At 69.0% G+C, this 22,494-nt stretch carries 19 protein-coding genes and 1 riboswitch; of the genes, 14 read left to right on the plus strand and 5 right to left on the minus strand.

The window, feature by feature from the left end; all coding sequences use genetic code 11:
* The first annotated feature begins 1 nt into the window (after nt 1).
* Genes C6Y44_RS02340 through C6Y44_RS02370 form a run of 7 tightly spaced genes read left to right on the plus strand, consistent with a single transcriptional unit; the run spans nt 2 to nt 7,465 of the window.
* Nucleotides 2–1,318 (plus strand): MlaD family protein, encoded by a 1,317-nt coding sequence (locus C6Y44_RS02340; RefSeq protein WP_159416854.1) that lies wholly within the window; start codon nt 2–4, stop codon nt 1,316–1,318.
* Entirely contained in the window at nt 1,315–2,352 is a 1,038-nt protein-coding gene (locus tag C6Y44_RS02345; protein WP_159416853.1) for an MCE family protein, read from the plus strand. Before C6Y44_RS02340 ends, C6Y44_RS02345 begins: the two co-directional genes overlap by 4 nt.
* A gap of 4 nt (nt 2,353–2,356) precedes the next feature.
* On the plus strand, nt 2,357–3,379 hold the full coding sequence (locus C6Y44_RS02350; protein WP_225623703.1) for an MCE family protein: 1,023 nt from the start codon (nt 2,357–2,359) through the stop codon (nt 3,377–3,379).
* Nucleotides 3,376–4,482, plus strand: coding sequence for an MCE family protein (locus tag C6Y44_RS02355; RefSeq protein ID WP_159416852.1), 1,107 nt, complete (start codon nt 3,376–3,378; stop codon nt 4,480–4,482). The genes C6Y44_RS02350 and C6Y44_RS02355 overlap by 4 nt, the downstream gene beginning before the upstream one ends.
* Entirely contained in the window at nt 4,479–5,600 is a 1,122-nt protein-coding gene (locus C6Y44_RS02360; protein WP_159416851.1) for an MlaD family protein, read from the plus strand. The genes C6Y44_RS02355 and C6Y44_RS02360 overlap by 4 nt, the downstream gene beginning before the upstream one ends.
* The gene (locus C6Y44_RS02365) at nt 5,597–6,859 is read left to right on the plus strand and encodes an MlaD family protein (protein WP_159416850.1); all 1,263 of its coding nucleotides are present in this window, start codon (nt 5,597–5,599) and stop codon (nt 6,857–6,859) included. The genes C6Y44_RS02360 and C6Y44_RS02365 overlap by 4 nt, the downstream gene beginning before the upstream one ends.
* Before the next feature lie 39 nt (nt 6,860–6,898).
* A complete protein-coding gene (locus tag C6Y44_RS02370) occupies nt 6,899–7,465 on the plus strand; it encodes a hypothetical protein (RefSeq protein ID WP_159416849.1) in 567 nt (188 codons plus the stop codon).
* Between the two features lie 12 nt (nt 7,466–7,477).
* Here C6Y44_RS02370 and C6Y44_RS02375 read toward each other — a convergent pair whose 3' ends face one another.
* On the minus strand, nt 7,478–8,857 hold the full coding sequence (locus tag C6Y44_RS02375; RefSeq protein ID WP_159416848.1) for a M1 family metallopeptidase: 1,380 nt from the start codon (nt 8,855–8,857) through the stop codon (nt 7,478–7,480).
* The gene (locus C6Y44_RS02380; RefSeq protein WP_159416847.1) at nt 8,824–12,729 is read right to left on the minus strand and encodes a Pls/PosA family non-ribosomal peptide synthetase; all 3,906 of its coding nucleotides are present in this window, start codon (nt 12,727–12,729) and stop codon (nt 8,824–8,826) included. The genes C6Y44_RS02375 and C6Y44_RS02380 overlap by 34 nt, the downstream gene beginning before the upstream one ends.
* Nucleotides 12,730–12,894: 165 nt before the next feature.
* A riboswitch (SAM riboswitch) is annotated at nt 12,895–13,012 on the plus strand.
* A 68-nt stretch (nt 13,013–13,080) separates the two neighbouring features.
* On the opposite strand from C6Y44_RS02380, the gene C6Y44_RS02385 reads away from it, so the two are divergent.
* Together C6Y44_RS02385 and C6Y44_RS02390 are read left to right on the plus strand one after the other, a co-directional pair.
* Nucleotides 13,081–14,394: an aminotransferase class V-fold PLP-dependent enzyme gene (locus tag C6Y44_RS02385; RefSeq protein WP_120281248.1), complete on the plus strand. Its 1,314-nt coding sequence runs from the start codon at nt 13,081–13,083 to the stop codon at nt 14,392–14,394.
* A gap of 207 nt (nt 14,395–14,601) precedes the next feature.
* On the plus strand, nt 14,602–15,234 hold the full coding sequence (locus C6Y44_RS02390) for a hypothetical protein (protein ID WP_174246946.1): 633 nt from the start codon (nt 14,602–14,604) through the stop codon (nt 15,232–15,234).
* 61 nt (nt 15,235–15,295) lie between these two features.
* Here the strand turns inward: C6Y44_RS02390 and C6Y44_RS02395 are convergent, their stop codons facing one another.
* Together C6Y44_RS02395 and C6Y44_RS02400 are read right to left on the minus strand one after the other, a co-directional pair.
* Nucleotides 15,296–15,826 carry a winged helix-turn-helix domain-containing protein gene (locus C6Y44_RS02395; protein WP_159416846.1) on the minus strand — a complete coding sequence of 177 codons (531 nt, stop codon included), beginning with the start codon at nt 15,824–15,826 and terminating at the stop codon, nt 15,296–15,298.
* A 219-nt stretch (nt 15,827–16,045) separates the two neighbouring features.
* Nucleotides 16,046–16,519 (minus strand): YbaK/EbsC family protein, encoded by a 474-nt coding sequence (locus C6Y44_RS02400; RefSeq protein ID WP_120281250.1) that lies wholly within the window; start codon nt 16,517–16,519, stop codon nt 16,046–16,048.
* A gap of 113 nt (nt 16,520–16,632) precedes the next feature.
* On the opposite strand from C6Y44_RS02400, the gene C6Y44_RS02405 reads away from it, so the two are divergent.
* The gene (locus tag C6Y44_RS02405) at nt 16,633–17,463 is read left to right on the plus strand and encodes a crotonase/enoyl-CoA hydratase family protein (protein ID WP_120281251.1); all 831 of its coding nucleotides are present in this window, start codon (nt 16,633–16,635) and stop codon (nt 17,461–17,463) included.
* Nucleotides 17,464–17,531: 68 nt separating this feature from the next.
* On the opposite strand, the gene C6Y44_RS02410 is transcribed toward C6Y44_RS02405, so the two are convergent.
* Complete coding sequence (locus tag C6Y44_RS02410; RefSeq protein WP_016933994.1) at nt 17,532–18,023, minus strand: inorganic diphosphatase; 492 nt, start codon at nt 18,021–18,023, stop codon at nt 17,532–17,534.
* Nucleotides 18,024–18,285: 262 nt separating this feature from the next.
* On the opposite strand from C6Y44_RS02410, the gene dacB reads away from it, so the two are divergent.
* From dacB to hpt, 4 genes are read left to right on the plus strand one after another with little or no spacing between them, the layout of a single operon-like run.
* Nucleotides 18,286–19,629 (plus strand): D-alanyl-D-alanine carboxypeptidase/D-alanyl-D-alanine endopeptidase, encoded by a 1,344-nt coding sequence (dacB, locus tag C6Y44_RS02415; protein WP_159416845.1) that lies wholly within the window; start codon nt 18,286–18,288, stop codon nt 19,627–19,629.
* Nucleotides 19,626–20,675, plus strand: a complete 1,050-nt coding sequence (locus C6Y44_RS02420; RefSeq protein ID WP_174246945.1) for a zinc-dependent metalloprotease — start codon at nt 19,626–19,628, stop codon at nt 20,673–20,675. The genes dacB and C6Y44_RS02420 overlap by 4 nt, the downstream gene beginning before the upstream one ends.
* Nucleotides 20,676–20,677: 2 nt before the next feature.
* The gene (gene tilS / locus C6Y44_RS02425; protein WP_225623704.1) at nt 20,678–21,730 is read left to right on the plus strand and encodes a tRNA lysidine(34) synthetase TilS; all 1,053 of its coding nucleotides are present in this window, start codon (nt 20,678–20,680) and stop codon (nt 21,728–21,730) included.
* Entirely contained in the window at nt 21,712–22,266 is a 555-nt protein-coding gene (gene hpt / locus C6Y44_RS02430) for a hypoxanthine phosphoribosyltransferase (protein ID WP_060653514.1), read from the plus strand. Before tilS ends, hpt begins: the two co-directional genes overlap by 19 nt.
* Nucleotides 22,267–22,494 lie beyond the last annotated feature (228 nt).

Below are 22,494 nucleotides of genomic sequence, written 5' to 3' on the forward strand. Positions count from 1 at the left end.
CATGTCCATACTGCTCGAGAGCGACGTCGGTCGGGCGACCCCCACCAGGCTGTTCGTCGCGGGCGCGGTGGCACTGCTCCTCGGTGTCCTCGGGGTGGGGGCCGTCGTGGCGAAGGCCGACGGCAGATTCACCCGGACGGTCGATGTGGAGGCCGTGCTCTCGGACATCGGTGACGGCCTCCCGGCGCGCTCGGACGTGAAGTTCCGGGGTGTCCTGGTCGGTGAGGTCGGCGAGGTCGTCCGTCCGGACGACATGTCCTCCCTCGTCGTGAGGATCACGCTGAAACCTGAACATGCGCACTCGATCCCGAATACCGTCACCGCGCGGGTCGTGCCGAGCAACGTGTTCGCGGTGTCGTCCGTGCAACTCGTCGACAACGGTCCGGCGCCCGCTGTGGTGGCCGGGGCGACGATTCCGCAGGACACCGGTCTCGAGACCGTCCAACTGCAGACCGCGCTGACGAAACTCCGCGACATCACCGCGGCGACCGCCCGCGTCGACACCCGGCACACCCTCGGCATCCTCGCGACCGTGGCCGAGGCGACCGATCGCCGAGGCGCCGACATCGTCGCCGCCGGAGAGAAACTCGACCGGATGGTCCGTGAACTCGGAGCGGTCCTCACCCCCGACGGCGGGCCCTCGACGCTGGTCGCACTCTCGGATGCCGTGCGCGGGCTGCAAGAATCCGCACCGGATCTGCTCGACGCCGTGAACCATGCCGTGGTTCCCATGCGGACCCTGGCGGAGAAGCAGGCGGAGTTCGGGACGTTCCTGACGGCGAGCGCCACCACTCTCGACCACGTGGCGAACGGCTTCGAGAAGCACATCGACCAGGTCATCGGGGTGACGACCTCCCTCACGCCGGTGCTGGGGGTCATGGCGGACGGAGCCGACGAGTTCCCACGCATCACCACACGGATGCGTCGCATCTCCGACAAGTGGTTCGAAACCTTCTGGCCCTACGGCGCACCGCGCGGGATGGGCAAGTTCATCTTCCAGTTCACGCCGCACCGGATGTACACGCGTGCCGACTGCCCCCGCTACGGCGACCTCGCCGGCCCGAGTTGCGAGACGGCACCCGAGACCGGGGCACCTCCGGTCTCGTCGCTGAACACCGGCCCCCGGAGCGGAACGCAGGTACTCAGCAGCATCCCCTCCGGCGGCAACGTCGGCCCGGTGGGCAGCGACGAGGAGAAGAAGCTGCTCGGTGCCCTCCTCGGAGGCGATCCGTCGGCCGCCGCCGAAGTACTGCTCGGACCGGTGGCGCGCGGAGCGATGATCTCGATGCTCCCGGACGAGGGGAGCGGACCGAGGTGAGCTATCGCAAGCCCCTGATCGGCCTCGTCCTGTTCTTGGTGCTGGCCCTCGCGGCGACGTGGCCGGTGGTCGTCACCCTCCAGCGGAACGTCCACGGTGACACGGTCGGCTACAGCGCGGTCTTCAGCGACGTCTCCGGCCTGCGGGTGGGTGACGACGTCCGGATGGCCGGCGTGCGGGTCGGACGCGTCGACGCGATCGAACTCGACGGGTCGGTCGCGAGGGTGGCGTTCCGCATCGAGGCGGGGCAGACGATCCACGACGACACCGAGGCCGCGATCACCTATCAGAACATCATCGGTCAGCGATATCTGGGACTCTCCCGCGGAGAGGGCGGCTCCGGGGCACCGGCCCCGGAGAACTGGGAGATCCCCCTCGAACGCACCGATCCGTCGTTCGACATCTCCGTGCTGCTCAACGGATTCGAGCCCTTGTTCAGCGTGCTCGACCCGGAACAGGTCGACCGCATCACGAGCGCGATCATCGCGGCACTGCAGGGGGACGGTGGTGCCGTCACGGCCCTCGTCGCCGAAACATCGCGTCTCGCAGAGTCGCTCGCCGAACCCGACCGCATCCTCGGTGACATCATCGTCAACCTGGACGCGGTCATCGGCGACCTCGCGACGCAGAGCGAGGACGTCGACGCCGTCCTGACCAGTGCCCGTGCGATCTTCTCCGAACTGTCGGCGCGGCGCGACGAGACGATCGGCTCGCTCGACTCCCTGTCTGCGACCGTCGACCGGATCGCGGCGATGAGCCGGGAGGTGCACCCCGACCTGCATGCGATGATCAGCCGCCGACCCGGTTTCACCCGGCACTTCCTCGACAACAAGGACAGCTTCGGATATTTCGGGGCGAATCTGCCGGGGCTGCTCAAGGGCCTCGCGCGCGTCAGTCAGGAGGGCAGTTACCTGAACACCTACCTGTGCAACTTCAACGTCACCCTGATCCCCGAAGTGGGATCGATCATCCCGTCCGTCGTCTCCGAGGTCACGCCCGAAGGGCGGATCACGCATTCCCCGGTGTGCAGGTGAGACCGTGACGCGGAAACCGACCCTCGAAGATCGCAATCCTCTGGTCATCGGGACCGTGGCGGTCGTGGTGATCGTCCTCGCGCTGGCCGCCACCGTCGTCGTCTCCCGCATCGGATTCTCCTCCGTGCGTTACGAGGCCGAGTTCGCGCAGGCGGCCCGGATCAGCGCCGGCGACGCCGTGACGATCGCCGGTGTCCAGGTGGGAACCGTCGAAGGAGCGCGACTCGCCGGGGATCACGTGGTGGTGGCGATGGACATCGACCGCGACGTCGAACTCGGATCCGGCACCGTGGCGTCGATCAAGCTCACCACACTGCTCGGATCCCGCTATCTAGAACTGCAACCCGCAGGGGGAGAACCCCTGACCGACAACAGGATTCCCCTCGAGAACACCGTCGTTCCCTACGACCTGCAGGAGCTGCTCGCGGACGCGACGACCACCTTCGAGCAGGTGGACGCCGAACGTCTCGGGGAGACGATGACGCTGATGGCGGACGAACTCCACGGCGTACCCGAGCTTCTCCCGCAGGTCCTGCAGAACATCGAGAGTCTCTCCGGCACCCTCGCCGACCGACGCAGGCAGATCGGGTCGATCCTCGAGGCGACCGCGTCGATCACCACCATCGTGCGCGCCCAGCAGGACAGTCTCGGTGTCCTCGTCCGCGACGGGTACAGCATGCTCGCCGAGATCGAGAACCGCCGCAATCTGGTTCAGCGCCTGCTCGATTCGACCACCCAGCTCGTGAACTCCCTGCACTCGGTCGTCGTGGAGGACCGGACGCACGTCGACGCGATGATCGCCGATCTCGACGAGTTCCTGCAGACCCTCGCGAACAACGACGCGTTGCTCCGCAACATCCTCCAGATCCTGCCCGTCCCGATCCGGAACTTCACCAACGCGTCGGGGACGGGCAACGAGGTCGACTTCACGGCGCCGGCCGGACCGATGATCGACTCCTGGATGTGCGCCCTCGTGGGGCAGACCGGCGAGCCGAGCCTGCGCGACTATCTCGGGGAGTGCCGATGACGGTGAAGACGATGGTGAAGGGGATCGTGCTGGTCGCGATCGTCGCACTGGCGGGAGCCCTCGTGCTCGACCGGGTCCTGTCACCGGATCGGCCCGTCACCGTCACCGCACGGTTCGACAACGCCGCCGGTCTGTACGAGGGAAACGAGGTGTCGATCCTCGGGATACCGGTGGGGCGCGTGCTGACGATCGAACCGCAGGGCACTCACGTCGCGGTCGCGATGGAGATCGACGCCGGTGTCGAGGTACCTGCCGACGTCCGGGCGGTGGCCGTGTCGACCTCCGTGCTCACCGACCGGCATGTCGAACTGACCCCCGCCTACCAGGGCGGACCGACCCTCGCGGACGGCGCGGTGATCGACCTGGACCGGACCCGGACCCCGATCGAATTCGACCGCCTGCTCGCGATGGCCGACACCCTGGCCCTCGAACTCGAGGGCGACGGGACGGGCGACGGACCGGTGGCACGACTGCTCGATGTCGGAACCGGGATGACGGCAGGCAACGGCGTCGGTATCAGGGCCGCTCTCGGCCGTCTGTCGGACGCACTGCGGATGAGCGCCGAGAAGGGCGCGGTGACGGGCAACGAGATCACCGCCATCGTCGACAACCTCTCCGCCCTGACGGACATCGCCGCCGCCAACGACGTCGAGATTCGTGAATTCGGCGAAGCCACGCGAAGACTCAGCACGGTCCTCGCCGACGCCCGGGTCGGAACCGGCGACACCGGAACGAAACTCAACGAGATCCTCGCGCACGCCGAGCAACTGCTCGAGACCCACCGCGACGAGGTGCACTCGACGGTGACGAACGCCGAATCGGTCACCCGCGCGCTTGTCGACTACCGCAACGAGGTCGCCGAATTCCTCGATCTGTCACCGCTTCTCCTCGGCAACGCGTACAACGCGATCGACCAGGAACACGGTGCGGCCCGCGTCCACGCCCAGCTCGAGAAGGTCTTCTTCGACGGACATCTCGTCTCCCAGGTATGCGCGGCGCTGGAGATGCGCGACCACGGGTGCACCTCCGGAAACCTGAAGGACTTCGGCCCGGGCTTCGGCATCGCCTCGATGCTCGAGGGGATCGCGGGGTTGCCACGATGAGACACCGACACACCACCGGGCGACGACGGACGCGGGCCGTGGTCGCGATGATCGCCGCGTCGGTTCTCGGCACCACCGCCTGTTCGGTCGGCCTCGAGAGTCTTCCCCTTCCCGAACCGGGCGTGGACGGCGAGTCCTATCTGCTCCACGCGACCTTCGAGAACGCGCTCAACCTGCCGACGAAGGCCAAGGTGAAGCTCGCGGGTGCGGACGTCGGGGAGGTCGCGTCCATGCGGGTGGAGGAGTACTCCGCGATCGTGACCATGCGCATCGCCGAGGATGTGTCCGTCCCGGTGGGAACCGCCGCCGAACTGAGATCCGCCACGCCGCTCGGTGACGTGTTCGTCTCGCTGCAGCCCCCGGTGGATGCGGCCGGTGCCGCGGCCCTCGCTGCGGGGGACACGATCCCGTTGTCGTCGACTGCGGCAGCAGCGACCATCGAGGAGGTGCTGTCCACCGCATCGGTTCTCGTCAACGGTGGAGCGCTGCGGAACCTCACGAAGATCGTCGACGGGCTGGGGGAAGCGGTGGGGGATCGCGGCGACCGGCTCGGGACGCTCGTCGACGAGTCGACGCGGCTGGCGGGCCTCATCACCGCACGCACCGCCGAGATCGAGGAGTCCCTGACCCGCACCGACCGGCTCGTCGCGACCCTTGCGGAGCGTCGGTCGACGATCGACGAGGTGATGCTGGCCGCGCGCCCGGCGCTCGACGTCGTGGCCTCGGATACCGCGCAGCTGCTCGACCTCGTCGGGCAGGTCGACCGGATCGGGCAACAGATCGGGAAGTTCCCGTCCGTGCAGGGCACCGACACCCGCAGCACCCTCGCGGACCTCGACCGGATCGCCGAACAGCTGAACGCCGCCGCGACCCATCCGGACGCCAGCCTGAACTCGGTCAACCGGTTGCTCGCACCGATCATGCGGGTCACCAACAGCACGTCGGCGAACGTCGACGCCGACCTCGAGCAACTGGTGATCGGCGCTGTTCCCGCGCCCGGACATTCGGGAGACCCGGGCAGTCGCCTGCCCGACGAGACCGACTGGCAGGCGTTCGTGGGAACGCTGACGTACACGCTGATGCGATTGCAGCAGCGACTGGACGGAGAGGGTCCGTGAGCCGCCGCGGCCCCGTCGAGGTCGCCGCCGGCGGCATCGTCGCGGGGGTACGCTACGGCTACGCGCGTCGGCTGGGACTGTCCGTGGTCGCCCTCGCCACCACCTTCGTCGTCGGGATGACGTACCTGGTGTTCGGTGTGTTCGACGCGGACCCGACGGCCGAGACCTACCGGATCCGGGTGCACTTCGACGAGTCGGGCGGCTTGCTGCCCGGCCGGGACGTCACGCTGCGCGGTGTTCCCGTCGGTACGGTCTCGTCCGTCGACCTGACGGAGGGTGGGGTGGTCGCGGTCGCCGAGATCGATTCGCGGGCACGGATTCCGGCGGGTGGGGAAATTCGCGTCGCGGGCCTGTCGCTCGCGGGCGAGCAGTATCTCGACCTGCGTCCCGACAGCGACGACGGCCCCTATCTCGAGGACGGCGCCGAGATCTCGGCCGAGGACACCGCGACACCCGTTCCGCTGTCGACCCTCATGCACGACCTCGACGGCATGCTCGCCCAGATCGACCCCGACTCGCTGCGGGTGATCGTGGAGGAACTCGGTGTCGGACCGGAGGGTCCGCGCAAACTCACCGACATCGTCGAGGGCGGAACCTTCCTCATCTCGACGCTCGACGGGGTTCTGCCGCAGACGGTCTCGTTGTTGCGCTCCGGCAGGATCGTGCTCCGCACACTCGCGGATGCCGCACCCGGACTGCAAGGCATGTCGGGGGAGATGTCGACCCTGCTCGGCGGAGTCGAATCGATGGACGAGGGATTCCGCAGTTTCGTCGACAGGACACCCGCGACGATGCACTCCGTCGACGCTCTCCTCGCGGAGAACTCCCCGACGATGGTGCAACTGCTGGGCAACCTGACGACGGTGGCGCAGATGGCGCACGTGCGTGTCCCCGCCCTGAACGAGTTCTTCTTCCCGAGCGATCGGGACGGGTCGACGCTCGAAGCGCTCATGACCGCCTTCCGCGACGGCGGCATCTGGGCGCTGGTGAACATCTATCCCCGCAACTCGTGCGACTACGACCTGCCGCGACGACCACCGACGATCGCGGATCATCCGGAGCCGTATCTGTACACCTACTGCACCGACCCCGACCCGTCGACGCTCGTGCGCGGCGCCCGCAACGCGCCGCGTCCTCCCGGTGAGGAGGGCGCCGCGACCATGCCGCCCGGCGTCGATCCGCTCCGTACGTCCGACCCGGCTCCCGTCGGGCCGTACAGCGTCCCACTCGACTACGGCGGACCGACAGTGCCGAACTGACCTGTGCCCGACGATCGTGCAGAACCCAGGAGAACCGACATGAGCACCGACACCGCGACCCGCACGGACGGAACCGAGACGACCGACGACACGGATACGGTTGTATCCGAGAAGAATTCGAGAAGAAGGTGGTTCGCGCGGATTCCCCTCCTTCTGCTCGTGCTCGTCGCGGTGGCGGGACTGGTGGCCGCAGCGGTGCTGGGAACCCAACTCCGGAACGCCCGCGCCGTGGAGGACGCCGCCCGCGCGGCGTCGGAGGCTGCACGGCAGTTCGCCGTGACGTTGACGTCGGTGGACTCGGCGGACCTCGACGCCGACTTCGCCGCGGTACTCGACGGAGCCACCGGCGAATTCGAGAAGATGTACGCCGAGTCGAGTGCACAACTCGAACAGGTGCTGATCGACAACCAGGCACGCTCGGAGGGTGTCGTCGTGGAGTCGGGTATCAGGTCCGCGACCACGACGAAGGTCGAGGTCCTGTTGTTCGTCGACCAGAGCGTCACGAACACTCTCGTTCCCGAACCGCGACTCGATCGCAGCCGCGTGGTCATGACGATGGAACTCGTCGACGGCCGGTGGCTCGCGTCGCAGGTGGATCTGCCCTGAGCCGGTGTCGAGTCAGGCGGTCGGTGCCGGAGGGAGCTCTCGCGTGCTCAACCATGCCTCCCACAGCGGCCGGAGCGAGACTTCCGAGAAGCGTGCGGCGAGATCCTTGAACTGCGCCGTCGTCACGTTGCCGTGCCGGTGTTCCTCGGTCCACGTCCGCAGGAGGGTGAAGAACGGCTCGTCGCCGAGCTGCAAGCGCAGGGCGTGCAGGGTCAGTGCCCCGCGCTTGTAGATGCGGTCGTCGAACATGTCCTTCGGGCCCGGATCCTCGAGCAGGATGTCCTGCGGCTTGCGGGCCAGTCCCCGGTGGGCGTCGAGCGCGTGTGCATGCGCCGGTCTGCCGCCCGAGTTCTCCGACCACAGCCACTCCGCGTAGCACGCGAATCCTTCGTGGAGCCAGATGTCGCACCATCGGTTCAGTGTGAGGCTGTTGCCGAACCACTGGTGCGCCAACTCGTGTGCGACGAGCCGTTCCTCGCGGCCGGTACCGTCGCAGAAGTTCGCGCCGAAAATCGACAATCCCTGTGCCTCGAGGGGGATCTCGAGGTCGTCGTCGGTCACCAGAGCGGTGTAGTGCGCGAACGGGTACGGGCCGAACAGGCGTGTGAACAACTCGAGCATCTCGGTCTGGCGAGCGAAGTCCCGATCGAACTCCGCGCGCAGGCGAGGCGGGTGTATTCCGTACTGCGGTACGGGTTCCGTTGCGAGGGTGCGTATCTCGTAGTGTCCGGTCTGGACCGTGGCGAGATAGGTCGCCATCGGTTCGGGTTGCTCGTACACCCGGGTGGTGCGGCTCGCCTTCGTGGTCTTGTGCACCAGCGTGCCGTTCGCGATCGCGACGAACGGAGCGTCGGTGGTGACCGCGATGCGGTAGGTGGCCTTCGAACCGGGATGGTCGTCGCAGGGGAACCAGGTGGGTGCGCCGTTGGGCTGGCTCGCGACGAGCGACCCCTCGTCGAGTTCCTCCCAGCCGACCTCACCCCACATGGTCCGCAGCGGGATGGGAGTCCCCGAGTACTGCACACCGAAGACGAGGACCGCCCCGGCGGGCAGTTTCTCGGCGGGGGTGACGGTGAGCTTGCCACCGCGATGCGCGAACTTGGCGGGACGTCGGCCGTTGACGGTCACCTTCGCGACCCGCATCGATCGCGCGAGATCGAGCGAGTACTCGGCGCGCACGTCCGTCGTCGTGGCGATGATCTTCGCCCGGCCGTCGAGTCGGTTGGACACGACCTTGTAGGTGAGTTCGAGTTCGTAGCGGGAGACCCGGTAGCCGCGGTTCCCGCTCTCGGGCAGATAGGGGTCGAGCGGCCGGTCCGCGGCGACCGGCGCGACGGGCTTGGCGGCCTTGATGGGCTTCACCGCGGTGACCAGTCGTTCGGCGTGGTCCACGGCGTGATCGGATTGCCCTGCCAGCGAGTGGACGGCGGGACGACGTCACCGCGCATCACCAGCGAGGCCGGGCCGACGGTGGCGCCGTCGCCGATGCCCGAGGCGGGCAACGCGACGCATTGGGGGCCGAGCGTGGCGCCGGCGCCGAGGGTCACGGTGTCCATGGACATGATCCGATCATGGAACAGGTGGGTCTGTACAACACAACCGCGTTCGACGGTCGCACCGTCGCCCAGTGACACCAGGTCGGCCTCGGGCAACCAGTAGCTCTCACACCACACACCGCGGCCGATCCTCGACCCCAGCGCGCGCAGCCACAGGTTCATCACGGCGGTGCCCGCCGCGGCCCGGGCGAACCACGGTGCCGCGACGGTCTCGACAAAGGTGTCGGAGACCTCGTTGCGCCACACGAACGAACTCCACAGCGGGTGCTCGACGCGTCCGATCCGACCGACGACGAGCCACTTCGCGATCACGGTCACGAGGCACGCCACGGCTCCGGCCACCATGAGCACGAGACCGCCCAGCAGCGCAGCGGCGAGATAGCCCAGGTGCACGGCGAGGGTGTTGAGGGCGAAGAGCACACCGAGCCCGATGCCGTAGGTGACGACCATGGGCACGAGCCGGAAAGTCTCCACCGCGCCACGCGCGATCTTGAGTTTCAGCGGCGGTTCGAAGGTGCGACTCGCGTCGCTGTCGCCGCTCGCGCGCCGCAGGCGCACCGGGGGACTGCCCAGCCACGACGAGCCGGATTTCGCCTTCTCCGGAGCCGCGGAGAGCACCGCGACGAGCCCGTGCTTCGGGACCCGGCGCCCCGGCGCCGCCATGCCCGAGTTCCCGAGGAAGGCGCGCTTGCCGACCTTCGCATGCGAGATGTACAGCCATCCGCCGCCGAGTTCGTAGGAGGCGACCATCGTGTCGTCGGCAAGGAACGCTCCGTCGGCGACCTTCGTGAACTTGGGGACCATCAGCACGGTCGACGCCTCGACGTCCTTGCCGATGTCGGCGCCGAGCAATCGGAGCCAGATCGGGGTGAGCATCGACGCGTAGAGCGGGAACAGGAAGGTGCGCGAGGAATCCATGAGGCGCTCGGTGAACCACACCTGCCAGCCCACGCGGCTGCGCACGGGATGCCAGCCCTCTGTCATCCCGACGGCGAGCAGCCGCACCGCCATCAGGGTGAGCAGGGCGAAGACGAACATCGTCAGCAGCGCCGCGACGGGCAGCATCGCCAGGGAGTGCACCACGGCGTCGGAGACGGTGGGGGTGTCGTGCACCCACCACACGAGCAGCGCGACCCCGGCGGCGATCGAGACGACGGGCAGGCCGCCGAGCAGGATCGACGACAGCGCGTAGACCGGCACCCACCTGCCGCCCCGCGGCGGAGTCGCGGCGGGCCACGGCCGATCGGCCTTGCCGGCCTTGCGGGCGGGGGAACCCGACCAGTTCTGCCCGGCCTTCACGCGACCGAACACCGCGGATCCGGCCTCCACTTCGGCGTTCTTACCGATCCGCGCACCGGGGGCCAGGAACGATCGGGCGCCCACCGTGGCACCGGCACCGATCCGGATGCTTCCGATGTGGACGACGTCGCCGTCCACCCAGTAGCCACCGAGATCCACCTCCGGCTCGACGGCACAACCGTCGCCGAGTTCGAGGAGGCCGGTGACGGGCGGAAGACTGTGCAGGTCGACGTCGCGGCCCACCTTCGCTCCCAGCGCCCGCGCGTACTGGCGCATCCAGGGAGCGCTCGAGATGTTCACGGCACCCACGGCCTCGGACAGTCGCAGGGCCGTCCACAGCCGGAGGTGGACGCTCCCGCCGCGGGGGTAGCTTCCGGGCTTCATGCCGCGCAGGAGCAGACGCGAACCCGCGACGGAGATCGCCATGCGCCCGACGGGCGTGAGGAACAGCAGGACACCGAACGCGACCCACCACCACGACAGGGTGACGGTCCACGGCACGTCCACGACGAACGCGACGACGTTGTTCAGGATCGCCAGCCACGTCACCCACTGCAGTCCGGTGAGGGTGGTGAGGACGGCGGTCACCGCGATCTGCCCGAGCTGGGCGAGTCGCGGCACCGGCATCACCTCACGCGGTGTCGCCGCTTCCGTCGGCGCGAGTTCGTCGAGATAGACGGCGAGCGATCCGAGCCTCGGGTGGTCGTACAGTTCCGCGACCGTCATCTCCGGATACCGGCTCCGCAGCGCCGTGACGAGTTGCGCCGCCGCGAGGGAACCACCGCCGAGTTCGAAGAAGTCGTCGTCGACGCCCTCGATCCGGGCGCCGAGGATGTCGGTCCACAGTTCGGCGACCCATTCGGCGGTGGGATCGAGACCGAGTGCTTCCACCGAGTCGGCATCGGCGCCGGGCAGCGGCCACGGCAGGGCGTTGCGGTCGACCTTGCCGGACGTGCGGGTGGGCAGTTCGTCGACGAGCGCGAGTCGCGGGACGAGCGCGGCCGGGAGTTGTTCGGACAGCAGGTCGTGGGCCGACGCGATGTCGAAGTCCGGATCGGTGGAGGCGATGTATCCCACGAGGATCGAATGTCCCGCGACCGTCTTGCGGACCGCGCACGCGCCGCCCGCCACACCGGGCAGGTTCTGCAGCGCGTTGTCGACCTCGCCGAGTTCGATGCGGCGGCCACCGATCTTGACCTGGTCGTCGGCGCGCCCCTGGAACAGCAGGCCGGCGCGGTCGAGCGTCACGAGATCACCGCTGCGGTAGGCGCGGTCCCAGCCGAGAGTGGGCATGGGAGCGTACTTCTCGGCGTCCTTCGCCGGATCGAGGTAGCGCGCGAGACCGACACCGCCGATGACGAGTTCACCGGTCGCGCCCTCCTCGACGGGGTTGCCGTCGGCGTCCACGACGGCGAGATCCCATCCGTCGAGGGGCAGGCCGATGCGGACCGGTCCGGTGCCGTCCATCAGCGACGCGCAGGCCACGACCGTCGCCTCGGTGGGTCCGTAGGTGTTCCACACCTCGCGTCCCGGAACGGCGAGACGTTCGACGAGATCGGGTGGGCAGGCCTCGCCACCGAAGATGAGCAGACGCACCGCCTCGAGGGCTTCGGCCGGCCACATCGCCGCGAGGGTGGGCACCGTGGAGACGACGTTGATGTTGCGCGAGACGAGCCACGGCCCGAGATCCATGCCGGAGCGGACCAGCGCGCGGGGCGCCGGAACCAGACAGGCGCCGTGCCGCCACGCGAGCCACATCTCCTCGCACGAGGCGTCGAACGCCACCGACAAGCCGGCCAGGACCCGGTCGCCGGGACCGAGCGGCGCCCCCTGGCAGAACATCCGTGCTTCCGCGTCGACGAAGGCCGCCGCGTTGCGGTGGGTGACGGCGACACCCTTCGGTGTCCCGGTCGAACCGGAGGTGAAGATGATCCACGCGTCGTCGTCGAGGTTCGGACCCCGTACCACCGGGGTGCCCGACGGTGCGGCCGTGCCCGGTCCGATGCCCTCGTCGGTGACGATGGCGGTGACCTGCGCTTCCGAGAACACGAGTTCGGCCCGCTCGTCGGGATCGTCGGCGTCGACGGGGACGTACGCGGCGCCCGCGGCGAGAATGGAGAGAATCGTCACATACAGGTCGCTGCGCCCGGAGGTCATGCGCACCCCGACCCTGTCGCCGGCCCCGACACCCGCGTCGTTCAGCGCATACGCACCCGCGATCACCGCCTCGGCCAGTTCGGCGTATTCGAGGACCGTCGAGCCGTCGTCGATCGCGGGGGCGTCGGGATGTGCTTCGGCAGTGCTCCGCAGCAGGTCGACGAGGGTGCGGGCGGGTGGAGCGTGCGACGCGCGGAGAAACTCGTCCGGGATGGGGGACCGGCCGACGGGGGTCGAGGTTATGGCTGGCAACTCCGCGGGTCCTTCTGCTCGATGGTGCTTCCGGTTATCTCACGTCCGGGTGGACGGCAGGTGAACGTTCGGCGCGCAGAACGCGTGTCGGCGTCGTGCGGTGCCGGGCGACGCGGAGCGGTGCGGGGTTGACACGGCTCGGTCGTCCTGCCATTCTCTTCGCCAGGTCATGAGTACCAGCGTCAAGCCCCGGCTAGCTGGTCGGCAACCCTCCAACCGCGGTGGGGTGCTCCGGGTGACGACCGGGCCGTGAATCCACTACCGGACACGGCAAGCGCGGACTCCGCCGGCGACGAGAATTCTCCGTCGTAGGCGTCACCGGCGGGTCCCCGAGTACACGAGGGATTTGTCATGACTGCTGTAGCCGCCACCACCTGCATCGCTCCGTTCGCCACCGTTTCCGGCTGTGACGTGCAGGTTCCGCTCGTCCAGGGTGGTACCTGCACCTACGCGAACTTCGACTACGCGGCGAGCGCACCGGCGCTGTCCGCCGTCACCGACCGCATCACGGAGCTGCTGCCCTTCTACGCGAGCGTGCACCGCGGCGCCGGATACGCCTCGCGGATCAGCACCACCGCCTACGAGGACGCCCGCACGTCCGTCTCGCGCTTCGTCGGCGCGGCCGACGACCAGGTCGTCGTCTTCACGCGCAACACCACCGATTCGCTGAACCTGCTCGCGAGTGCGGTGCCCGGCGATGTCGTCGTGCTCGACATCGAGCATCACGCGAATCTGCTGCCCTGGAAGAATTCTCGCATCGTCGAGGCCGCGGACACCGTCTCCGAGACGGTGTGGCGCCTCGCGGTCGAACTGCAGCGTGCCCCCGCGGCCCTGCTCGCCGTCACCGGTGCTTCCAACGTCACCGGTGAGGTCCTGCCGATCGCCGAACTCGCCGAGCTCGCACACGCTTCCGGCGCCCGGATCCTCGTCGACGGTGCGCAGCTCGTGCCCCACCGCCGTGTCGATCTCGCCGAGCTCGGTGTGGACTACCTCGCGTTCTCCGGCCACAAGCTGTACGCGCCGTTCGGTGCGGGAGCGCTCGTCGGCCGCCGAGACTGGCTCGACGCCGCCGAGCCGTATCTCGCCGGTGGCGGCGCGGTGCGCGAGGTGCGCCTCGATCACACCGAATGGGCCTGCGCCCCTGCACGTCACGAGGCCGGCACCCCCAACGTGCTCGGTGTCGCCGCTCTTGCCGCCGCGTGCGATGCGCTCGCCGGTTTCGACTCCGACGCGGTGACCCGTCACGAGGAGGCCCTGTGCGCCCTGCTCGTCGACGGTCTGCAGACCATCGACGGTGTGGAAGTGCTTCGGCTGTGGAACGATTCGGCCGACAGCGTCGGCATCGTCACCTTCACGGTCGACGGTTACGAGCCCGGCCACGTCGCCTCCTATCTGTCCGCCGAGCACGGCATCGGCGTCCGTGACGGACGTTTCTGCGCCCACCCGCTGCTCGCGCGGGTCGGTCGCGCCGGCGGTGCCGTCCGGGCGTCGCTCGGGCTCGGCAGCTCGTCCGCTGACGTCGAGCGGCTCCTCGGAGCGCTCCGGTCGCTGGTCGAGAGCGGGCCGACGTGGGTGCACGCGAAGACCGACGGCGTGTGGAATCCCTCGCCGGAGACGCGTCCCGGTCTCGGGGCGACCGATGGCGACGCATCTCCGTGCGTCTAGCGGTCGACAATTCCCCACAGGATAAGTAGGGTAATTCGCATGGAACGGACGAGGGCGATCGCTGCGGCACGCTGGTGCCGTCGCCATGTCGACCTCTGCCGTACGGCATCGGGAATCTGTCCGGACTGAAGGTCTTCTCCTCACAGTCTTCCGGCTCACAGGCCGATCCCTCCGTGCCGCTCCGCGGCCCGTACCGAGAGGCATCCCATGTCCGTCGCATCCACCGTCACCCCTGGATCAGCAGATCCGGCCACCGCAGACCCGGCCGTCGTCGAGTCCGAAACCGTCCGGCCGTTGCGTGTCGCCGTCGAACTCGCCGGTCACTCCGGGCCCGACTACTGGGCCGACCTGACCCTGGGGCGTGCCGGCGACCCGCCGCTCGACCTCAGTGCCGATGCATCCAACGTCGTGCGGGTGCGTGCCGCCGACCTGCGTGAGGCCGGGAAACTGCGCGACCGCATCCGCGCGGAGGCCGCCGGGGAGGGGCGCGATCCCGATTCGGTCACGGTGCTCGTCGACGTCGAGGTCGTCCTCGCCTCCGATGCCCGCACCGCCCGCACCCGGCGCACCCGCCCGGAATCGACTCGCGGGGAGGCCGGCACGCTGTCTTATGTCGGAACGCCGCACGGTCTCGCCGGGTTGATCGCCGACATCCATGCCGTGCAGGTCGCCGACGGCGTCACGCTGATCCCGCTCGCCGCGCCGTTCACCGTCGAGCATCTCGTCGACGGAACGCTGCCGTGGCTGGAGTCGCGCGGCCTCATCGAGGTCTCACCGACCGTCGTCGAGGTCCTGCGCCGGTTCGGTGAAGGTGCCCAGGCGTCCGTGCGCGCTTCCTGACATCGGTCGGTATCACGAAGGAGGGGCAGGTGTTCGACTCCTGCCCCTCCTTCGCATGCGTTCACGCCGTGCGGCGGTCGAGTACTTCGACGACGTGCACGCGCGGATCGGGATCGAACCGGTAACCCGAACCACGCACGGTCGTGATGATGTTGCCGAAACGTCCCAGCTTGGAACGGATCCGGGAGACGTGGACGTCGACACTGCGGTTGCCGCGGTCGCTGTCGACGTCGTCGTTCTCGGAGTAACCGGCGCCGAGCGGCCGCAGCGCCGCGCGGGACACCACGACGCGGGGCCGGCGAACCAGATGCGCGAGGATCTCGAACTCGCTGTGACTCAACTCGACCCGCTGATTGTCGAGCACCAGTCCGCGGGCCGGCAGATCGATCACCAGAGGGGTCGGGCCGGGACTGAGGAGGGTGTGGGTGCGCGCACCCGGGAGCAGATCGAGCGCGGTCTCCCGCAGGGCGTCGGCAAGGGCTGCGAGATCGCCCGCCGATCCGGCGTTCGTGTCCGAGATCTGCACGATGAGAACGAGTTCGGGGGAATCGACCGAGCTGCCGGCCGGGTTCTCGATGGAGGACGTGGTCATGGAAGGGCTCCGCTGGTCGGAAGGTGAACGGCGCCGGGCAGGCAACTACCCGCAGCAGTGCGGCGCCGGGAAAGAGGAAGGGATGGTGCGGATCTCAGAACGCACAGAGGCACGAGCGGGTACGGCACAGGTCGACATGCCTGCGGCTCCACGCTCGGACTGTCACGACGGAGAGTGTACCCGGGTGGAGATGCCGGCGGTACCGGTAGGTGGACGGTCTCAGTCCACGTCGACGTCGATCGCTGCGGTGATGCGCATGAGCTCCGAATAGACGGTCCGGAACAGTGTGTTCGGGCACCCACCCGATGCCCACAGATCCGGATAGTGCTGCAGCGCACGGTCGATGTAGGTGGGAAGGTTCGTGGGGTGACCGAGCGGTGCGACGCCACCGAGTGGCTGACCCGTGACCTCCGTGACCAGATCGGGGGAGGCCGGCACGAGTTCGCCGCCGAGACGCTCGCCGGTCCGTTCGACCGACACGCGGTGCGCGCCGGACACGAGCAACAGGATCGGATCGTCGTCGAGCAGGAAGACGAGCGACTTCACGATCGCGCCCACCTCCACACCCACCGCGGCAGCGGCCTGCTCGGCGGTGTGCACGGTCTCCGGCTGCTGGACGATCAGACCGTGATGGCCGCGGGAGATGAGCGTGTCCGACACGCGGTGGGCGTTCGGATGCAGCGACCTGGTCATGGATCAAGAGTATGAAAATCGCCGCGCGATGGGCGCGGTTCCGAGGACGCGTCGTCGTCGTGTCGTGTCGTGGGGTCGGTGCGAAACGAAGATCCACAAGTTACTCTTCAGTAATGTCCGATCACTCGCCCTGGAAAGCGTTCACCGTCGAACGCAAGGATCACGTCGCACAGGTCACGCTCATCGGCCCCGGCAAGGGCAACGCCATGGGTCCCGACTTCTGGGCGGAACTGCCCGTCCTCTTCGGTGAGCTCGACGCCGACCCCGAGGTCCGCGCCGTCGTCCTCGCCGGTTCCGGCCGGAACTTCTCCTACGGCCTCGACCTCGTCGCCATGGGCGGCAGCCTCGGCGCCGTCGTCTCCGGCAAGGCGCTCGCGAAGCCGCGCACGGACTTCCACACGTTGATCAAGAACATGCAGGCGGCCATCACGGCCGTCGCCGACTGCCGCAAGCCGGTCGTCGCCGCGGTCCAGGGCTGGTGCATCGGCGGAGCGGTCGATCTCATCTCCGCCGCCGACATCCGCTATGCGAGCGCCGATGCGAAGTTCAGCGTCCGCGAGGTCAAGGTCGGAATGGTCGCCGACGTCGGTACCCTCGCCCGGCTCCCGCTCATCATCGGCGACGGTCACGTCCGCGAGCTCGCGCTCACGGGCAAGGACATCGACGCCACCCGCGCCGAGAAGATCGGTCTCGTCAACGACGTCCACGACGACGCCGACGCAGTGCTGGCCGCCGCCCACGCGACCGCCGCGGAGATCGCCGCCAACCCGCCGCTCGTCGTCCAGGGCATCAAGAACGTCCTCGACCACACGCGCTCGCCGCAGGTCGACGACAGCCTCCGCTACGTCGCGGCGTGGAACGCGGCGTTCCTGCCGTCGGAGGACCTCACCGAGGCGATCACCGCCGTCTTCGAGAAGCGCCCGCCGCAGTTCAAGGGCGAGTAGACCCCGCATACGACGGATCCCCCGGACGATCACATCGTCCGGGGGATCCGCGTTGTGAAGGCTCGGTGTCAGTGCCCGCCGTTGTTCTTCAGGCGCTCGACCGACGCGGTCACCTCGGCCTCGGCCTCGGCGCGACCGACCCAGTCGGCGGCCTCGACGTGCTTGCCCGGCTCGAGATCCTTGTAGTGCACGAAGAAGTGCTTGATCGCGTCGAGCTCGAACTGCGAGACGTCGCTGATGTCCTGGACGTGATCCCACCGCGGGTCGCCGGCCGGGACGGCCAGGATCTTGTCGTCGCCACCGGCCTCGTCGACCATCTTGAACATGCCGATGGGGCGGGCCTCGACGATCACGCCGGGGAAGACCGACTCGGGCAGCAGGACCATGCAGTCGAGCGGATCGCCGTCCTCACCGAGGGTGTTCTCGATGTAGCCGTAATCGGCCGGGTAGCCGAACGAGGTGTACAGGTAACGATCGAGCTTGACGCGTCCGGTCTCGTGATCGACCTCGTACTTGTTCCGCTGTCCCTTGGGGATCTCGATGGTGACCTCGAACTCCACGCCTTGCCTCACTTCGTCGGTGTTTTTCCGGCGGATACGACATCCGTATCTGCGGTGATGGTCCGCAGAGAGGATAACGGTCGCGGCGCTAGGCTGGAGGTGCAGGTACCGGGGCCCCGAGTGCGTCACAGCAGTATGCGGCCGGCAGCGGGAAGTGCGGGTGGCTGGTCGACCAGTGTGTGCAGGATGCAGCGGAGGCGTGTTGACGGGGCAGGGTGGCAACAAGAAGCAGGGTTCACTGGCAACCAGGCGACGACGGAACATGAAGATCCTCTTCGGGATCTGGGGTGCGGGTTTCCTCGCTCTCGTCGTGGGCGGGGCCTTCGCGATCTACGACGTGCGGGCGTCCGCCGGCGCGGTCGTACTCCCCGCCCCGGCGCCGGTGGTCGCGACCCCCGCGGTCGCCGCGGTCTCGCCCGACGCTCCGATGCCCGACCCCACCTCGCTGGCGGCGGCACTCGACCGGGCCGTGAACAATCCCGGCCTCGGTGACTTCGCCGGGTCGATCACCGACCCCACGACCGGCACGGTCCTGTGGTCGAAGGACGCCGATCGCGCGCTGATCCCGGCTTCCACGACGAAGATCCTCACCGCCGCGGCGGCCATGCTCGTGCTGCCCTCCGACCATCGGATCACCACGCGCGTCGTCGAGGGTTCGAAGCCGGGGGAGATCGTCCTCATCGCCGGTGGCGACCCCACCCTCTCGGCGATGCCGCCCGGACAGGAAAGCTTCTACCCGGGTGGCCCCCGCGTCGCCGACCTCGCCGAACAGATCCGGCGCAGCGGCGCGACGGTCGAGACCGTCCTCGTCGACACGAGCCTGTACAGCGGAGATCCGCTCGCGCCGGGCTGGTTCCCGCAGGACGTCGGCGACGGCTACGTCGCGCCCATCGAACCCGTGATGCTCGACGGCGGCCGGTCGAACCCGCTCGAGGACGAATCGCCCCGCAGTGCGACGCCCGCTCTGGACGCCGGACGCGCACTGGCGACCGCGCTCGGCGCCGATCCGGCGCGGGTCGCGCCCGGGTCCGCCTCGCCGGGCGCGGCGCCCATGGCGTCGGTCCAGTCGGCGCCGCTCACCGTGCGTCTCGGCCAGATGCTGCGCCGATCCGACAACGTCCTCGCGGAGACGATCGGACGAGAGGTCGCGGTCGCGACCGGCAACGAGCACTCGTTCGAGGGCACGACGAAGGCTGTGACCGGTACCCTGCAGCAAGCGGGTCTGGACGTCACCGGAGTGACGTTGCGCGACGTCAGCGGGCTCTCGGTCGAGAACCGGATCCCCGCTCGCACGCTCGATCGCGTGATCTCGGAGGCGGCCGGACCGGACAGGACGGAGCTGCGGCCCATGCTCGACTATCTTCCCGTCGCCGGAGCGACCGGCACGCTCGCCGATCGCTACGGCACCACGACCCGTGCCGGAGCCGGATGGGTGCGCGCGAAGACCGGCACGCTGACCGAGGTCAACGGACTCACCGGATACGTGGTCGACTCCGACGGCCGCGTGCTGTCGTTCGCGCTGCTCTCCAACGGCAGGTCCCCGAGCGAGGCCCGGCCCGCCCTCGACGCCGTGGCGTCGGTACTCCGTGAGTGCGGTTGCCGATGACCGGCAAGGAGCGGGCACTCGGCGACGCGATCGACTGGTCGTTCGCGGCCGGGGTCGGCGTGCGCCTCACCCGCTCCGAACCCGCGATGTCGCGGTACACCCGCGACGCGGTGCAGGACGAGTTGTTCTCGGCCGCCGCGCGCGCCGAGGGACCGGTGCGCGAGCACACACGTCTCGACGACGGAACCGAGCCGCCGCCCGCGCAGGTCGTCGACCGGCCGGGCTGGGTGCGTGCGGCCGCAGCGTCGATGGCCGACCTCACCGCGACATCGGGCGACGATCCGGCCGGCTCCTCCCGGCGCTGGGTGGGCAAACCGGCGGGCGCGCAGGCCGGCGCCATGCTCGCCTACCTGTCGTCCGCGGTGCTCGGACAGTACGACCCGTTCTCCCGTTCGCTGCTGCTCGTCGCGCCCAATGTCGTCGCGGTCGAACGCGCCCTGAAGGTGCCGCCCGCCGACTTCCGGCTGTGGGTGTGCCTGCACGAGGTGACCCACCGCGTGCAGTTCGCACAGGCACCGTGGATGGCCGAGCTGATGCGCGAGGCCGCCGCCGACCTCGCCACCGCGGTCGAGGAACCGATGGGCGACGTCGCGACCCGCGTGGTGTCCGCGGTGAAGGACCTACGCACTCCCGGCGACAAGCCGATGTCGGAGCGGGGCATGCTCGGTGTCGTGCGGGCGCTGCAAGCACAGTCTCAGCGCGAGTCGTTCGACCGGATCCTCGCGCTCGGAACGCTGCTCGAAGGACACGCCGATCATGTGATGGACGGTGTCGGCCCGGCCGTGGTCCCGTCGGTCGCGCGGATCCGGCGCGCGTTCGACAACCGGCGGCACCGCAACAGCAGCCCGGTGCATCGCCTCATCCGGCTCGTCCTCGGCATGGACGCCAAGATGGCCCAGTACGTGCACGGCAAGAAGTTCGTCGACGCCGTCGTCGCGAAGGTCGGCATGGACGACTTCAACGCCGTGTGGTCCGGTCCGGACGCCCTGCCCACCCTGACCGAGATCGACCATCCCGACGCGTGGATCGCGCGGGTGCTGAGCTGATCGTGGCTTCACCGTCGGCCGATCGTCCGCTGCTGCCCGAGGCCCCGGCGATCCACGAGGTGCGACTCGCCGTGCGGGCCTGGCTGGGCGCGCACCCGACCGCTGCGGTGACCGTCGCGCTGTCGGGTGGGGCCGATTCCGCAGCCCTGACCGCCGCGGCCGTCGCGGAGACCGACGCGGTGCACGTCGTCGTCGTCGATCATCGTCTCCAGTCCGGTTCCGAGGTCGTCGCCGCGCGGGCCGCGGAGTTCGCCCGGGCCCGCGGCTGCGCGACCGTCACGATGGTCGGCGTGGACGTCACCGGCGGGGGAGGCATCGAGGCCGCCGCGCGCGCGGCCCGCTACCGGGCGCTCGACGAGAACCGCGACGGACGGCCCGTGCTGCTCGGGCACACCCTCGACGACCAGGCCGAGACGGTGCTGCTCGGTCTCGGCCGCGGATCGGGTCTGCGTTCGATCCGCGGGATGGCGCCCTTCGACCCGCCGTGGGGCCGGCCGCTGCTCGGCGTGCGCCGCGACACGACCCGCCGGGCGTGCGACGAACTCGGCTACCGCCCGTACGAGGATCCGCACAACGCCGACGACCGGTTCACGCGCGTGCGTCTGCGCCGCGAGGTACTGCCGCTGCTCGAGGACGTGCTCGGTGGCGGCGTCGCCGAAGCCCTCGCGCGCACGGCCGGGCAACTGCAGGACGACGGTCACGCCCTCGATGTCTGGGCCGACGACCTGCTCGTGACGGCGCGGCGCGAGGACGACCTGCTCGACACCGACGCACTCGCGGCGGCTCCCGCCGCAGTACGACGCAGAGCCCTCCGATCGTGGCTGATCGATCACACCGCCACGCCGAACGAGACGATGCTGCGAGCGGTCGACGACCTGGTAGTGGCGTGGCGCGGACAGGGCCCGGTCGCGGTCGGGCGGGGCCCGCGGACGGGGACGAGGTTGGTGGTGTCGCGTCGGCGTGGCACGCTTGCCGTGGAGTACGTCGACCGGACGAGACCCGGGCGACCGGCAGCAGAAGGTAGGGAAGGACCCCGGTGTACGAGAACGACATAGCGTCGGTGCTGATCTCCGAGGAACAGATCAAGGAGCGGACCGCAGAGCTGGCGCAGTCGATCGCCGAGCGTTACCCGGTGGGTGCGCCGGAAGGCGATCTGCTGCTCATCGGGGTGCTCAAGGGCGCCATCTTCTTCATGACCGACTTCGCGCGCGCTCTGCCGATCCCGACGCAGATGGAGTTCATGGCCGTCAGCTCGTACGGGTCGTCGACCTCGTCCTCGGGTGTCGTGCGCATCCTCAAGGACCTCGACAAGGACATCGCCGGTCGCAACGTCCTCATCGTCGAGGACATCATCGACTCGGGTCTGACGCTGTCGTGGCTGCTCAAGAACCTCTCGACGCGCAACCCCGCGTCGCTCGAGGTCGTCACGCTGCTCCGCAAGCCGGAGGCCGTGAAGATCGACGTCGAGGTCAAGGACGTCGGATTCGACATCCCGGACGAGTTCGTCGTCGGTTACGGCCTCGACTACGACGAGCGCTACCGCGACCTGCCCTACATCGGCACGCTGGATCCCAAGGTCTACAGCAGCTGACCTCCGGTCGAGCCGGGTGGTGAGTTCCCCGGCCCGGGGAACTCCGGTTCCGTCCCGATCGTTGTCGATTACGACGTCTTCCCGGTGTCGGCTCCGGCCGGTGCCGGGGCGACTGCTCGTTGCTACGCGGTAACCTTGCGTTGCCTGGTCAGTGACCGTTGCGGCATGCGGCCACCCCGGGCGCGAAGCGCCGCGACTGCGAGACCCCGACGAACTCGATCGAAAGGA

This window comes from Rhodococcus rhodochrous (genome assembly GCF_014854695.1).
GTDB lineage: Bacteria > Actinomycetota > Actinomycetes > Mycobacteriales > Mycobacteriaceae > Rhodococcus.